The sequence below is a fragment of the Ferrimonas sp. genome (assembly GCF_048263965.1).
In the GTDB taxonomy this organism is placed as follows: domain Bacteria; phylum Pseudomonadota; class Gammaproteobacteria; order Enterobacterales; family Shewanellaceae; genus Ferrimonas.
The window spans coordinates 235834-248880 of record NZ_JBLXDO010000002.1 but is presented as its reverse complement, the minus strand read 5'-3'; the positions used below and the strand labels follow the sequence as shown (position 1 = coordinate 248880).

The window sequence follows — 13047 nt, the reverse complement described above, 5'->3', positions numbered from 1 at the left end:
TATGTGTACCGGAATGCAAAACGCCGCCGACGCTGCGGCTCAGGCCACGCCCCGGGGCATGCGCTACCAGATTGCCCTGGTGGGCCGCCGCAACGTGGGTAAATCCTCCCTGCTCAACGCCATGACCGGCCAGCAGATCTCCATCGTCTCCGAGACCAAGGGCACCACCACAGACGCGGTGGCCAAGCCCTATGAACTGCTGCCCCTGGGGCCGGTGACCATCTTCGACACCGCCGGCATCGACGATGAGGGCGACCTGGGCGCCCTGCGGGTGGGGGCGACCCACAAGGTGCTGTGCCGCGCCGACATGGCGATGCTGATCGCCGATGAGCAGGGTCTGGGGGAGTATGAGCTGGCGCTGATTGAGCAGATGCAGTCCCTGGAGCTGCCGTTTCTGGTGGTGTTCAACAAGGGGGACAGTCGGGTGCCGTCCCGGGACGACCTGGCCTTCTGTCTGGAACGCAGCCTGGCGCACATCTGCGTCTCCGCCGCCACCGGCAGCAACATCTCGGCCCTGAAGCAGCGGCTGTTTGAGCTGGCACCGGAGGAGCTCAAGGCGGAGCCTGTGCTGGCCGGGGATCTCTACCGCAGTGGCGACGTGGTGCTGTGTGTGGCGCCCATCGACACCGCCGCCCCCAAGGGGCGCCTCATCCTGCCCCAGGTGCAGGTATTGCGCGAAGCCCTGGACCGAAGCGCCATGGCCATGGTGGTCAAGGAGACCGAGCTGGCCGACGCGCTCAAGCGCTTCACCATACCGCCCAAGCTGGTGATCACCGACGCCCAGGTGATCAAGTTCGTCGACCAGGTGGTGCCTAAGTCCATTCCCCTGACCACCTTCTCCAGCCTGTTTGCCCGTTTCAAGGGTGACCTGCCGCCCATGGTGGCGGGTGCCGAGCGCTTCGACAGCCTGGAGGAGGGCGACAAGGTGCTGATCGCCGAGGCCTGCAGCCACAATGTGCAGGAGGATGACATCGGCCGGGTGAAGCTGCCCAACTGGATTGGTAAATACACCGGCAAGAGCCTGCAGTTTGATGTGGTCTCGGGCCACGACTTTCCGGACAACCTGGAGGAGTACGCCCTGGTGATCCACTGCGGCGCCTGCATGTTCAACCGCACCGAGATGCTGCGCCGGGTGCGCGAGTGTCAGCGGCGCGGCGTGCCCATCACCAACTACGGCGTGGCCATCTCCAAGCTTCAGGGCGTCCTGCCCCGGGTCATCGCCCCACTGATGCCCAACCAGTAATCGACCTCCCCGTCATCGGCCTCCGGGCTGGTGGCGGGGTTTTTCTGTCTGACCTGTCGTCCAGCTCCATTCCCCTGCCGTGACCGGTTCACTACTCAAAGCATAAGTCACCATGGTATAAGGCTTTGTTGTGATGTCAGAGGCGGTCTTTGGCACACCCTTGATGAGTCAGGAACCACTCAATGAACAAGCAATCGCTTACCGACCTTTTCTCCAGCACCCTGTTCCACATTCCCGACTATCAGCGGGGTTACGCCTGGGAGAAGAAGCAGTGGCGGGATTTCGTTGAGGATCTGGATGCCTTGGTCACCGACGACAATGTTCACTACCACTACACCGGCACCGTGGTGACCTATCAGGCCAGTTACCCTACCGCCACCTATGGGCGCCGACCGGCCAAGGTGGTCGATGTGGTGGATGGTCAGCAGCGCCTGACGACGACCTGCTTGTATCTGTCGGTGATCATCAATGCCCTGATAGCCAAGGGGCGGACCGAGTATGAGCGGGATATCGCCGACTTTCTTTACGACGGTTTGCGCTGCAAGCTCACCCTGAATAATGACACCGCCGAGCTGTTCCATCGGCTTCTGTCAGAAGGGCGACCACTCAAGCTACCCTCCACCCCACATCAGCGCCGTCTGTGCGAAGCTACCGCCTACTTTCAGGCACACGTCGCTGAGCTTCTGGCTGACGATGCCAAGGGCGTGGATTACCTGATCCAGCTGTTTGAGGCGATCACCGGTAAGTTAGTGTTTACCTCCTACACCATCGAGGAGGAGTGCGAGATTGGCATGACCTTCGAGCTGATGAATTCCCGGGGCAAAGAGCTGTCGGTGCTGGAGCTGCTGAAGAACTACCTGATGCACTGGACTGCCCGTAACGGTGCGCCCGAGGAGCGTGAGGAACTGACCAGCCGGGTGAACCTGGCCTGGCGTGACACCTACGGCTTTGTGGGCGACTCAGGTGGCAGCGAGTCTCAATGTCTGCGCCTAGCGTGGACTCTTTATTGCCATCATCTGCCGAAAAACTGGAAGGGTTATGACGGCTTCAAGCAACCTCAATACATTCCGCTGAGAGATTTCGCTGTCGATGGACAGCCTGGAAAGGGCACTAAAACCAAGGCGGAAACCCGTGCCTTTATGCTGAAGTTCGTGAAGGGATTACCTGAGGTAGCCCGCCACTACCAGGTTGTCATCAGCCCCACGGCGGACAACACTGACTCCGCCGCCGAACTGGCCTGGCTGGAGCGAATCAACAACACAGGCAACATCGCCAACTTCTTGCCGCTGTTGGTGGCGGCCCGAAGCCGCTGGCAGGCCGGCGAGGTGACCGAAGCCCAGTACATCGAATTGCTGCAGGCGCTGGAGTGCTACGCCTATCGGGTGTTTCTGTTCGAGGGCAAGCGCAGCAATTCGGGCAGCTCCACTCTGTATCGTTGGGGCCACGAGCTGTTTAATCAAAGTCAGCCGAATTTGGAGGCCACAGTCGCCAAGGTTCATGACTTGATTCGCTATTACGCCAGTGACAGCGCCTTTGCGGTGCAATTGAAGGAGCCGGGCAAGTGGTACCACTGGCGCAGGCTGCTCAAATACACCCTGTTTGAATACGAGCACCACCTGATGGACAAAGAGGGCAAGGGCAGCAAGCCGAAAATCACCTGGCAGGAGCTGGCCAAAGACTCCACCATCGAACACATCCTGCCCCAAAACCCGGCGGAAGACTCCCATTGGCTTAAGGTGTGGAGTGACGAGGAGCGCGCCACCTATCTGCACGATCTGGGCAACCTGGTGCTGACCAAGGACAACGCCAGCTACTCCAACTTCGATTTTCAGCGAAAGAAGGGCGCCCCCGGCGTCAGCCCCAGTTACAGCGACTCCTGCATCAAGCAGGAGCGCAAGTTGGCTACTTACGACGACTGGACTCTGGAGTCTCTCAATCATCGCCGCCAAGCGTTGGAAGCGTGGATTCTCGGGCGCTGGCAGACGCGCCACTTTGCTGTGGACACTGCTATGGACGAACTGCTGGAGGAGGAAGCAATGATGGGGGAGACGGAGCTGTAGTCTTTGCCGGTCTGAAGGCTTCCCGAATTAGCTTTCGTCGTTTAACTCTCAGACCGGTGGTGGGTGCCCAAGCAACACTCCTATTATCCCTGGACGGCCTTTGTTGCGAAGGCCGTAATCCAGCGGCATTTCCTCTCTACTGAAGTGGCCTCCCCACGAGGACTCGAACCTCGATCGGCCGCTTAGGAGTCGGAAAAATTACCGTTTTTTGCTGTTCGCTTTCGTTTCAGTTTGTTAATGATAAATCCTGTAATATCATTGGCTAACGGGGCGTTTTTGTTCGCTATCGTCAAGTCTCGAAACGAGACCCAGAGCGAGACCCGACGCTTTCAAAGCGAGACCCGAAGCGAGACCCGTTTCTAGCGAGACCCGATCACCGGAGCGAGCCCAATGCCTAAAGTTCGACTTACCGCCAGCGCTATCAAGAACGCCGGACCAAAAGCCTCCCGCTACTGGCTGGATGACGTCAATGCCCGAAAGGGTAAAGGGTGCCTGTCTGTCAGGATTCAGCCCAGTGGGGCTAAGAGCTTCTATTTCTCCTGGTGGCACAACGGGGCCCGCAATGCGCTGAAGATCGGGAACGTCAAAGTGAAGCCAACAGATCCGGGGACGTCGCTGGCGGATGCCTTCGACAAGGCCCGAGAGTATGGGGAACTGTGGGACCAGGGTATCAGTCCTCGTGATCACCTACAGGCTATTCAGGCCGACGAAGAGGAAAGGCGCCTCGAGGAAAAGCGGTGCGGCACATTGGAGCAACTGTTCATTGCTTACACCGACAACATGAAGGCCAATGGCAAGCGAACCTATGCCAAGGTGCTTCGTGATCTGCGTAAAGAGGCTGGCGGCGTATTGCCCCTGGAGACCAAAGCCAAGGAGGTCACCACGGCTCACATTGTGGAAATGGTAGGTCGTATGATTGACCGAGGGGCTGAAACCCACTCTAACCGAGTCCGGGCGATGCTACATGCCGCTTTCCAATACGGCTTACACCACGACAATGATCCGAAGCATAACCGTCGAGGGCAGTTGTTTGGCCTTGCCCTTAATCCAGTGGCGGCAGTACCAAAGCAAACCGCGGCTGAGCGGGTGCTGGATCGCAACCTTTCCGGCGCCGAGCTTCACCGGCTCCTACATGACTTGGATAACCCTGAATTCTTCAACCCATGGTCCAGGGCCTACATTCTGATCATGCTCTATGCCGGCCAGCGGGTTGATGAAGCGCTACGGGTTCAATGGGCTGATTTGGATTTTAAGGCTGGGCTTTGGTCAATGGCTCCCGAACGCTCAAAGGTCGGCAGTAGTCACTTGATCCCGATTGCTCCTCAGTTGGCCACTGCGCTGAAGCAGCATAGGAAGATCACCGGTCACAGTCAGTGGGTGTTCAGCCAGGACACCAATCCCGCCAAGCATAAGACCAACGGTGATGTTTCTATCGCCATTCGCAAGTACATCAAGAGGGCCAATGCCAAGGAGGCCACGGCCGCCAAGGCTGAAGGGCGTAAACTGGAGGAGTGGGAGCGCTTTACCGCTCGTGATCTACGCCGAACTTGGAAAAGCCGCCTTGGTGACCTGGGGATCTCTAAACACGTCCGTGACCTAGTGCAAAGTCACGTAGGAAGCGATACCAGCTCCAAGCACTATGACCGGGCCGAGTATCTACCAGAGAAGCGACATGCCATTTCTGTTTGGGCTGAGGCGCTGGAACGCTGGCGGACTGATCCCGCGTACGACCCACACACTGATAACCGAAACATAATCTCCCTGGCAAAACACCAGACTGGTTAACCGTATCTGGTCGGCCTACCCTGGCGGAGTAGCTACCCCAGGGGAACGGCAGCAAGCCCCGCTGTTTGGCCGGCTGTTCTATTTAGGGGCGCGTTAGGGGTAGCGCAATGAGTAAGAGATTAGTTAGGACGCCGGAAGAGATACTTTCTTGGTTTCGTCTTGGCAATTATGACGATATTAAGGACCTGTCAGGACTTGATGTGGTTAACGTGCTCTACGAACGTGCACAAATATTTTTATGGTGCTCCGAGGGCTTGGTTCCTAGAGATGTTGCGCTTGAACGTATTAAGTCGAGTAAGCCTATTGAGCCAAGAGGCGTGAGGTGGGCGGTAGGGGAAGCCCGAGGAATCACGAGCGCTGATGAACATGAGAACAGATTGGGGGTTATGTATGACGTTGTTGAGCCCCTGACTTTCGGGCTTCTAGCTGGCTATACGGAACATGCGATACAGCGAGAAGACATTCCTAAGCTATCTGAGAAGCCGATATTCGATAAGATCTGCGATGGTGAGCTTTCAAACAGTATTCATGATCATGTGTCTGCTTCAGAGGATGTAAAGGCGTACCCACACAACGTTCTAGCGGAAATTCAGTTAACAGATAACACTGATGAACAGATTATTGGAGCTATAGCTACGTTGCTTCCTCATTGGAGGAAGAAAATGAACGCCCCTGAGCCGGATAAGCCAATGGCAAGGGTTGGGGAGTCAACGATTAGAAAAATTCTGGACTATAAATTGATCCCCTGGCTGGATTTAGAAACATGGGCCTTGATAGAGGGCGTGAAGATAAATCGCTCTGTAATGGCCAGGATTCTGTTCGGTGATGATTGGACCAAGGATAGTAACTGGATCAGTAAGGACAAAGGTGGCAAGTGGTTTCTTCGTGCTATTGACCCTAACTTTGTCATACAACTTAGGGGCTTTTTGGCAACCCAGCCAGAGTTAGCGGCTCGACCCATAGGAAGGTATCGCTCAAAAGAGGATTGAATCTGTTTTTTACCTGTTTGGAAATTTTGAAACTGGGGGCTTCTTGAAAAGTGCCTAATTGGGTCCTGAAGTCCCTTTCTCGATCAGCAGAGACCTCTCATCTACTTACCCATACATTGCTCTCCAGACGTTAAACAACGAACAGGAGAGCATGGTGACTACAGCACCCATTAATCACAAATCCTCACCGCATCCCAAACACTTGGCAGTGTCTAAGCTGGCGGAATCTAGCTCAGATCGCTTCATCCTTGAACCCGAATGTAAGGCCATTACCGCACTAAGCCGTCAGCGACGCTGGGAGCTAGAACGGGAGGGCCGTTTCCCTAAACGGGTAAAACTGGGGGAACGAACTAACGCCTGGCGTCTTTCAGAGCTACAAGCTTGGATGGAATCAGCTACTGCGTCTCGTGCGGTATAGGGGGGGGCGATGACCGAATATAACGAAGCCGCCCCGAAGGACGGCCCCGTAATCTCTACGCAAAATCATCATCCCACAAAGTTAGAGTTGCTGGCAATGGTGCTCCTCGAGCGAGGCCCGGAGGGGGTTCACACACTGGATCACCAGGTAGGCAGTCGTCAGGACGTGGAACGAATAGAGGCCGCTGGCGGTTACTGGACCAGTTGCCTGAACAGCGATATCTCCGCATTGCGGAACCGTCACAGTATCGTCATTGTGAGCCGTAGTGATCCGTACATCAGCCCTAGGGGGTTCAAAGCCAACTTCAGCCGTTACTGGCTGGCGGACGCCAAAGCCTGTCGCGACCTGGTAAAGCTGGTGAACCTGCTGAGACGCAGGAGGAATGATCAGCCCCTTAGTCAGCGCCAAGTGGCTCGATATATCGCTCGTATGGGCAAGGGGGCGGCAGCATGACAGCTATTGGTAGATTCTTCCCCATCTCCCAGTGGGGGCCGGGCCTCAATTTGAGGATGGGCCTCCAATGGAGGATGACTATTCTGGGGAGCATAGCCTATTCGCTGGGTAGCTTCCCCTCTGCCTTCAGGGTATCGATGCGCTGCTGTGCCAGGGATTTTAGCCAGGTAGCCAAAGCCGGTTTTCCTGCTCGGGTAAAGCCGTCCGCTCGGGCAGCCTCCATCAACTTTGCCTTCTCAGAATCAGATAAGCGCATTTTGAACTGTGTGTATTCGTTGGGATCTTTCTTGCTTGACATTGTGTACCACAATATGAATGATGTGACCGAGGTTGTGGTACACAATATCCTTTGTGGCAACCGAAAACAAGCAGCCCCCGGAGGTGCGCCAACACCAACCAGGGGCCTAACAATCACTGATATTGGAGTATCAGCAATGTCTAAGCCTAATGTTACACCATTGAACGCCGTACCAGGTGTCTTTGTTGGCAAGCCAGCCAGGCTCACCCGAGATTTCTACACTCGTACAGAGGCCGGCCTAGTTTGGCTGGGGCGCTACCCCCGCAAAGCGGCATACACCAAAGGGGTGATCTCCTCTCTCCGTTGTCGTGCTCAGCAGGTCCGCCAGCTGGCGGCCACCTCCGAACTGAAAGGGGGGCACCATGACTAAGACCTATCTGCGCGACCTGATCGACACCTTCCCTATGGGCTTATCCAATGCCGGGCACCCAATGACCAGGCCAGAGCTGGAGCGGGCCTATGAAACGGCCTGTGATGCCCGGGAAAATATCGCCCTGAGTATTCAGACGCTCGGCGAGCTGGTAGAGCATGCGGGAATGGGGGACGCCCCTGAAGGGTTACCTCCTGCGCTTTGCCTAAATGTGGGGTCATTAATGCGGATCCTTGGGGAGCTGTCCCAGGGTGTCGGTGATGCCGGCGATAACCTCGCACACCTGATCAAGCAAAGAGGGGGCAGGGTATGAGCCAAGCGGCAGAGCAAAGCGTCCTGGGTAGTGTTCTGGTCACCGGCCAGATCGGCTGCCTGGCTTCCTTGAATGCTGCTGACTTTGAGGACGCGGGACACCAAGCGATAGCCCGGGCAATGCTGGCGGTTGCTGGCCGGGGAGCGGCGCCGGATCTGGTGACCGTTGAAGATCAACTAAAGCGGGATGGCCAGATAGAGGCGAGTGGCGGCGTGGCCTACCTTTCAGACATTCAGCGGAACACGCCTTCTACGGCGAATTGCCCCCACTATGTGAGTTTGGTTAAACGCAAATCCGAGTTCCGCAGGACTCAAAAGGCATTGCGCCAGTTCTCGGAGGCTAAGGGCCGTGGTGATGAGCTGGCAGCGTCTGAGGCACTAACTGAGATAGACGCCATACAGAAGGCATCTAGCAGCGGTGAGCCAGAGATCACCCCCCTGGCCACCGAATTACCCCCGGTGATGCCGTTCGATTATCAGATGATGCCTGGCGGGCTGGCGGACTACGTGAGAGACGCCGCTGAGCGTATCGGGTGTCCTCCTGACTTCATTGGTGTTGCGGTGATGGTGGCTCTAGGGTCGGTGATCGGCAATCAAGCAACCATTAAGCCTAAGCGCTTGGATAGCTGGGCGGTCACTCCTAACCTGTGGGGGGCATTGATTGGGCGCCCCTCGACAAAGAAAAGCCCAGCCATGGCTGAAGCATTGCGGCCACTCAAAGCAATAGCGGCGGAGGCGGCCAAGCAGTGGGAGGAGGAGCGGATCGCTTACGAGGTTGAGCGCCGCAAGTATGAAGCGCTGGCCAAGGCCGCAGAGAAGGCACTCGATAAAGCCGCGGCTGGTGATGACCATGGCGCCATCGAGGAGGCTGAGCGCAAGTTGCGGACTATCAAGGCTCAGGCCGTTGCCGTTCCTAAGCCCCGGCGTTATCTGGTGAATGATGCGACCGTAGAGAAGCTGGGGGAATTGATGAACGAAAACCCTAATGGCCTACTACTGGAGCGGGACGAGTTAACCGGATGGTTGGTTAGCATGGAGAGAGAGGACCGTCAGGGGGACCGGGCTTTCTACTTGGAGGCCTATAACGGGAACAGCTCTTTCACTTATGACCGAATCGGACGGGGAACCACCGTTATTGAGTCAGCTACATTGTCGGTGATCGGTGGTATCCAACCTGCGAAGTTTGCCCCATACATTGCCAATGCGGTTAGCCAGGGCGCCGGGGATGATGGATTTGTTCAACGGCTACAGCTGGCGGTGTACCCCGATGCCCGGGTATCGGAAGGAGAGGACCGGCCACCGAGTAAAGCCGCCAAGGATGAAGCTATTCACGCCTTTCGTAGAGCCGCGGATCTGCCGCCTCCTACTCTTGATGAATACGGGGAACAGGTGGGGATCCGCTTTGATGACGATGGCCAGGCGGTGTTTAACCAGTGGCACAGGGAGCTATCTAGTCGGTGCGCGTCTCCGGATATTCATCCGGCCATGGAAAGTCACTTAGTGAAGTACGGATCACTGATGCCAGCCCTGGCACTGATCATCAACTTAGTGACCCATGGGCCAGGAGAGAGAGTAACCGGAGAGTCGGCCCGGCTGGCGGTGCGTTGGGTGGAGTATCTGGAGACACACGCGGCCCGCATCTACTCCGAGGCTCGGGCACCGGAAGTGGCGGGAGCTAAGTTGATATTGGATCGCCGTGACAAGCTACCAGAACCGTTCAGGGTGAAGGACGTGAAACAGAAGGGCTGGGCCGGGCTCAGCAAGACGGAAGCGGCTAAAGCCTCTCTCTGTGAGCTGGTGGAGCATGGTTACCTGGTGGAGAGTTTGAGCCGCCAGGGTGGCCGACCATCCACCCTCTATCGCTGGAACAGAAATCTCAGAAACGCATAGGGTTACCACCCCTCAAAACCCTCTAAAGGTCGAAAAAGGGGCTTTTGAGGGTTTAGAGGGGGTGGTGCCTAGCGCATATCTGGAAAAATCGGGCTGATACAAGCCTGAGAAGGAGAAGCAACAATGCCACCATGCACCCCTAGGGCCTGCCGTACACAAGGCTGTCGAGGAAAGTCCAGAGAACGCCATGGGTACTGTGAAGTATGTGCCCCGGCCAAGGCCAGTAACTGGCGGTCATTCCATGATAAGGAAACCCGCGCATGGGCGGCTGGCGTATCTACAACACGCCCCAGTGGCGCCAGATTCGGGCCCAGGTTAAAGCCAATGCCAAGGGGCTATGCCAGTATGAGCTGAAGCGCAACGGCTGCTATGTGCCCGGCTACGCTGTGGATCACATAGTGCCACTGAGCAAAGGAGGTTCCGAGTTCGGTGGCACCTTCACCTTTCTGTCCAAAGAGGCGCATGCCATCAAGACTGCCAGTGAAAAGCACATGACTGTCGATCAGATCATGGCTGAATGGGGTGTTCTGGCCGTGCCGACTTGAATAAGAATGTCCCTAAGTAGATCTATAGATATGGGCATCTTCAATGAACAGCCCATTGATGGTGTTTCTAGAAAATCTGACGTCAGAAATCCCATCGCCGGTATGAATAGCAAACCTCAAGAGTTGAACGATATTGTTGGTCGGGCCATAAACACCGATATCGTTCAGAGAAATGGTCTTCTCATCATCAATCGCTAGTTTGTTAGCGTCCACAATTCTCTTGTAGAAGGAGCGTGGCCCCTCATCGTCTACCAGTTGGGAGGCAATGATTAGCTTCCAAGCTCTTTCTTCAGAGAGATAGAACCAGAATGAACTCGATACTTGTGCGTTCGATTCATCTAGGCGCCGTATGAGCTGGGCTCCGGCTTTCACCATATTATCTGATAGTGAAGTGCTTACCAGTACTGTTTCAGCCATTCCAAAATTCCTGAATCTGCTGCGGTGACGGCATCATATAGATCCGATGCTTTTCTTTCACCAATAGTTGCTTCGTATCTTGAGGTCTCTGCCCAGTCTTTCACTACTGCCCAGTTAAGCTCAAACTCGGGGTTGGCATGCTCTTGCTCAGTTAGCCGTTGTTTCAGGCCTGCGGTTCCTAGTAGGTCCGAGAGCTTATGAGTGTGACATCTCTGTGCCAGCTGTTTGTCTGGAAAGTCGAATTGGTTCACTTGCTTAGCTATACAAGCCTTTAGCGCGCATTCAACGGCGTAACCTGCTAGATAGTAGGCTCCCGGGTACCTTCCATGTTGAAGAAGTATTCGGGCATCTTCGACTCGCGTGTCTGTAAGCGCCTCCAAGTCAGCTTTGTTCATATCCAGCTGCCTTCATTGATAAGTTAATTCTTGTCATTTTGACCTTATAAGGATTCATCATACTTAAGCCTCTAGAACCTAACCCAATGCTAGCTGTGAGGCAATTGCGCGTAGAGGGAGTCTCACTGCCATTACCCGGGGCGGCGGCTCGAATCTCTAGGGCGCCTGACTCCAGCATCGCCCACCCCTGGTTAGATCTTTATCAATGACCATTTCAAGATCCGGGAGGAGCCATGGTTAATCGCTCGGTCCTCCTGGATGCTAGGAGGCAAGCGGACACCGATTGAAAAAATCAAATACGCGGGGGTAAGCACCCCTCAAAACCCTCTAAAGGTCGAAAAAGGGACTTTAGAGGGTTTAGAGAGGGGGCCTAGCGTATATCTAGAAAAAGCTCCGGCATCGATAGCTGGAGTTTTGTACTCTCAAAGACCTCAAGGTATTGGACTATAAAGGGATAGGGGATGAGAGGAGTCAAGTGGATTGCTGGCCTGTCGTTGTTGGCGGCGGCATCGGTTGGCGCAGCAGGGGCACTATCCGGCCACGCAGGTGTAACCGGGAAGGTGTGGGATAGCGCAGAACAGGTCTTAAGCCCTTATGCTTCATGTTCTAGCCTGGCGGTAGCCTTAGACAAACCTGTGGAGGTATCAGATCGTTTTGTGTTGCTGGGGAAAGGCAAGGCGCTGGAGTTCGTCAGTAGTCACCCTGGAGAGATTGATCTGTTCGATATGGGTGGCCTGTGGCTAACTTTGGGAAACGTCATGGAATATGAGCTCGGGCAATTGGTCTACACAGCGAATCCTGAGACAGTAGCTAAGGCTAAAGGTTAAAGGCTAAAGGCTTATGGTTTTTGACTGGTTGTGAAACCCTTGGCAGTAAGTAAGGAACCATAAGGTTGTACAGGGCGGGTCCCTTCGTTTGGTTAGCCTCGTGGGTGCGCGGCGGCGCGGTAAAGGGCGACATACCAGGCCATCACAGGTGTGGTTGTTGTTTCATCGTTAGGCTTCGCCCCTCGGGTTCGCAGTTCCTGCCTCCTCGCCTCCCTCATCCTTGAGAAACATCAACCTGTCAGGCTGCTGTCGGCGCCGCTAGGTTGGCATTTCCTATATCACCTCCCTTGATTCCGCCTGGGTCCTTCCGGCGCGAGGCCGCAAGATGGGGTCTGGTGCCTCGGGGATTCCGACATTTAGGTAGGGAAAAGTTGGTCCTTTCTCCTTTCTCGATTTGCTGGCGGTATTTGTTAAATGTCAGAGCTGGTATGGGCTGGAGGCACATCGTGAGAAAGGGGACGGAGCAAAAAGAAAGGAATTCGCAAGGTGCCCGGCAATGGTTAGATCTTTCTGTGGTTCCTTTCTTAGTGGTTGGCAGACATTGAGTGGGTGTGTCGCGGGTCCTTCCGACCCCCTCCCCCTTGTCGTGGGGGCGCGGCATCGCGCAGATTGAGAAATTATTGGGTTGCTAGTGATCCACCACTGGTAACCAAGATCCCAGAATTCACCTGGGCTCGGGACCTGAGCAACCTGCGCATAAGACCTCGCAACCAGTGAGGTGTGGATATATATCACTTAATTGATTTTGTTCTGTAGTCTCTTTCCTTGTGAAAATAAACAAATACGCGGGGGTAAGCCCCCCTCTAAACCCTCTAAAGGGTGAAAAAGGGGCTTATGAGGGTTTAGAGGGGGGGGACCTAGCGCACATCTGAAAAGAACAGGTCAATGAAAGGCCTGAATGTTGGTTAGTTGGATGTTGCTTTACACTACTTTCTGCTGAGTCGCCAGCTCTGACCAGAAGCATTCAGTGGGGCCCCATCGCTTCGCAAAGTTATTAGGGTGGCATGGGTAAGGCTTAGGCCCGCCGTGCGCCTGGTGGTGGTTT

General features: G+C 55.4%; 14 protein-coding genes and 1 pseudogene. 12 read left to right on the top strand and 3 right to left on the bottom strand.

From position 1 onward, the window contains the following. Position 1: 1 nt before the first annotated feature. The 6 genes from hydF to ACN0RV_RS03970 all read left to right on the top strand — a co-directional run bounded on the left by hydF (position 2) and on the right by ACN0RV_RS03970 (position 6948). Positions 2–1243 (top strand): [FeFe] hydrogenase H-cluster maturation GTPase HydF, encoded by a 1242-nt coding sequence (gene hydF / locus ACN0RV_RS03995; RefSeq protein WP_417345783.1) that lies wholly within the window; start codon positions 2–4, stop codon positions 1241–1243. A gap of 182 nt (positions 1244–1425) precedes the next feature. Then, entirely contained in the window at positions 1426–3303 is a 1878-nt protein-coding gene (locus ACN0RV_RS03990) for a DUF262 domain-containing protein (protein ID WP_417345781.1), read from the top strand. Positions 3304–3693: 390 nt separating this feature from the next. After that, positions 3694–5088, top strand: a complete 1395-nt coding sequence (locus ACN0RV_RS03985) for a tyrosine-type recombinase/integrase (RefSeq protein ID WP_417345779.1) — start codon at positions 3694–3696, stop codon at positions 5086–5088. Positions 5089–5195: 107 nt separating this feature from the next. Then, on the top strand, positions 5196–6077 hold the full coding sequence (locus ACN0RV_RS03980) for a DUF6387 family protein (RefSeq protein WP_417345777.1): 882 nt from the start codon (positions 5196–5198) through the stop codon (positions 6075–6077). A gap of 151 nt (positions 6078–6228) precedes the next feature. After that, positions 6229–6495, top strand: coding sequence for a helix-turn-helix transcriptional regulator (locus ACN0RV_RS03975; RefSeq protein ID WP_417345775.1), 267 nt, complete (start codon positions 6229–6231; stop codon positions 6493–6495). A gap of 96 nt (positions 6496–6591) precedes the next feature. Then, complete coding sequence (locus ACN0RV_RS03970; protein WP_417345773.1) at positions 6592–6948, top strand: hypothetical protein; 357 nt, start codon at positions 6592–6594, stop codon at positions 6946–6948. A gap of 97 nt (positions 6949–7045) precedes the next feature. Here ACN0RV_RS03970 and ACN0RV_RS03965 read toward each other — a convergent pair whose 3' ends face one another. Next, positions 7046–7171 carry a hypothetical protein gene (locus ACN0RV_RS03965; RefSeq protein WP_417345772.1) on the bottom strand — a complete coding sequence of 42 codons (126 nt, stop codon included), beginning with the start codon at positions 7169–7171 and terminating at the stop codon, positions 7046–7048. A 211-nt stretch (positions 7172–7382) separates the two neighbouring features. Here ACN0RV_RS03965 and ACN0RV_RS03960 point away from each other — a divergent pair, with 211 nt between their 5' ends. The 5 genes and pseudogenes from ACN0RV_RS03960 (at position 7383) to ACN0RV_RS03940 (ending at position 10363) form a co-directional block, all read left to right on the top strand. Further along, positions 7383–7616: a hypothetical protein gene (locus ACN0RV_RS03960; RefSeq protein WP_417345770.1), complete on the top strand. Its 234-nt coding sequence runs from the start codon at positions 7383–7385 to the stop codon at positions 7614–7616. Next, positions 7609–7929: a hypothetical protein gene (locus tag ACN0RV_RS03955; RefSeq protein ID WP_417345768.1), complete on the top strand. Its 321-nt coding sequence runs from the start codon at positions 7609–7611 to the stop codon at positions 7927–7929. Before ACN0RV_RS03960 ends, ACN0RV_RS03955 begins: the two co-directional genes overlap by 8 nt. Beyond that, a pseudogene (locus ACN0RV_RS03950) lies at positions 7926–8204 on the top strand (DnaB-like helicase N-terminal domain-containing protein); the annotation flags it as partial. The gene ACN0RV_RS03955 and the pseudogene ACN0RV_RS03950, both read left to right, overlap by 4 nt. Before the next feature lie 45 nt (positions 8205–8249). Further along, positions 8250–9818 (top strand): YfjI family protein, encoded by a 1569-nt coding sequence (locus tag ACN0RV_RS03945; protein ID WP_417345853.1) that lies wholly within the window; start codon positions 8250–8252, stop codon positions 9816–9818. Positions 9819–10078: 260 nt separating this feature from the next. After that, positions 10079–10363, top strand: coding sequence for an HNH endonuclease (locus tag ACN0RV_RS03940; RefSeq protein WP_417345767.1), 285 nt, complete (start codon positions 10079–10081; stop codon positions 10361–10363). A 12-nt stretch (positions 10364–10375) separates the two neighbouring features. Here the strand turns inward: ACN0RV_RS03940 and ACN0RV_RS03935 are convergent, their stop codons facing one another. Both ACN0RV_RS03935 and ACN0RV_RS03930 read right to left on the bottom strand, forming a co-directional pair. Then, positions 10376–10780 carry a hypothetical protein gene (locus ACN0RV_RS03935; RefSeq protein WP_417345766.1) on the bottom strand — a complete coding sequence of 135 codons (405 nt, stop codon included), beginning with the start codon at positions 10778–10780 and terminating at the stop codon, positions 10376–10378. Next, on the bottom strand, positions 10759–11175 hold the full coding sequence (locus ACN0RV_RS03930) for a HEPN domain-containing protein (protein WP_417345764.1): 417 nt from the start codon (positions 11173–11175) through the stop codon (positions 10759–10761). The genes ACN0RV_RS03935 and ACN0RV_RS03930 overlap by 22 nt, the downstream gene beginning before the upstream one ends. Before the next feature lie 461 nt (positions 11176–11636). Between ACN0RV_RS03930 and ACN0RV_RS03925 the strand changes: the two genes are divergently transcribed. Beyond that, on the top strand, positions 11637–12002 hold the full coding sequence (locus ACN0RV_RS03925) for a hypothetical protein (RefSeq protein WP_417345762.1): 366 nt from the start codon (positions 11637–11639) through the stop codon (positions 12000–12002). The last annotated feature ends 1045 nt before the right edge of the window (positions 12003–13047 follow it).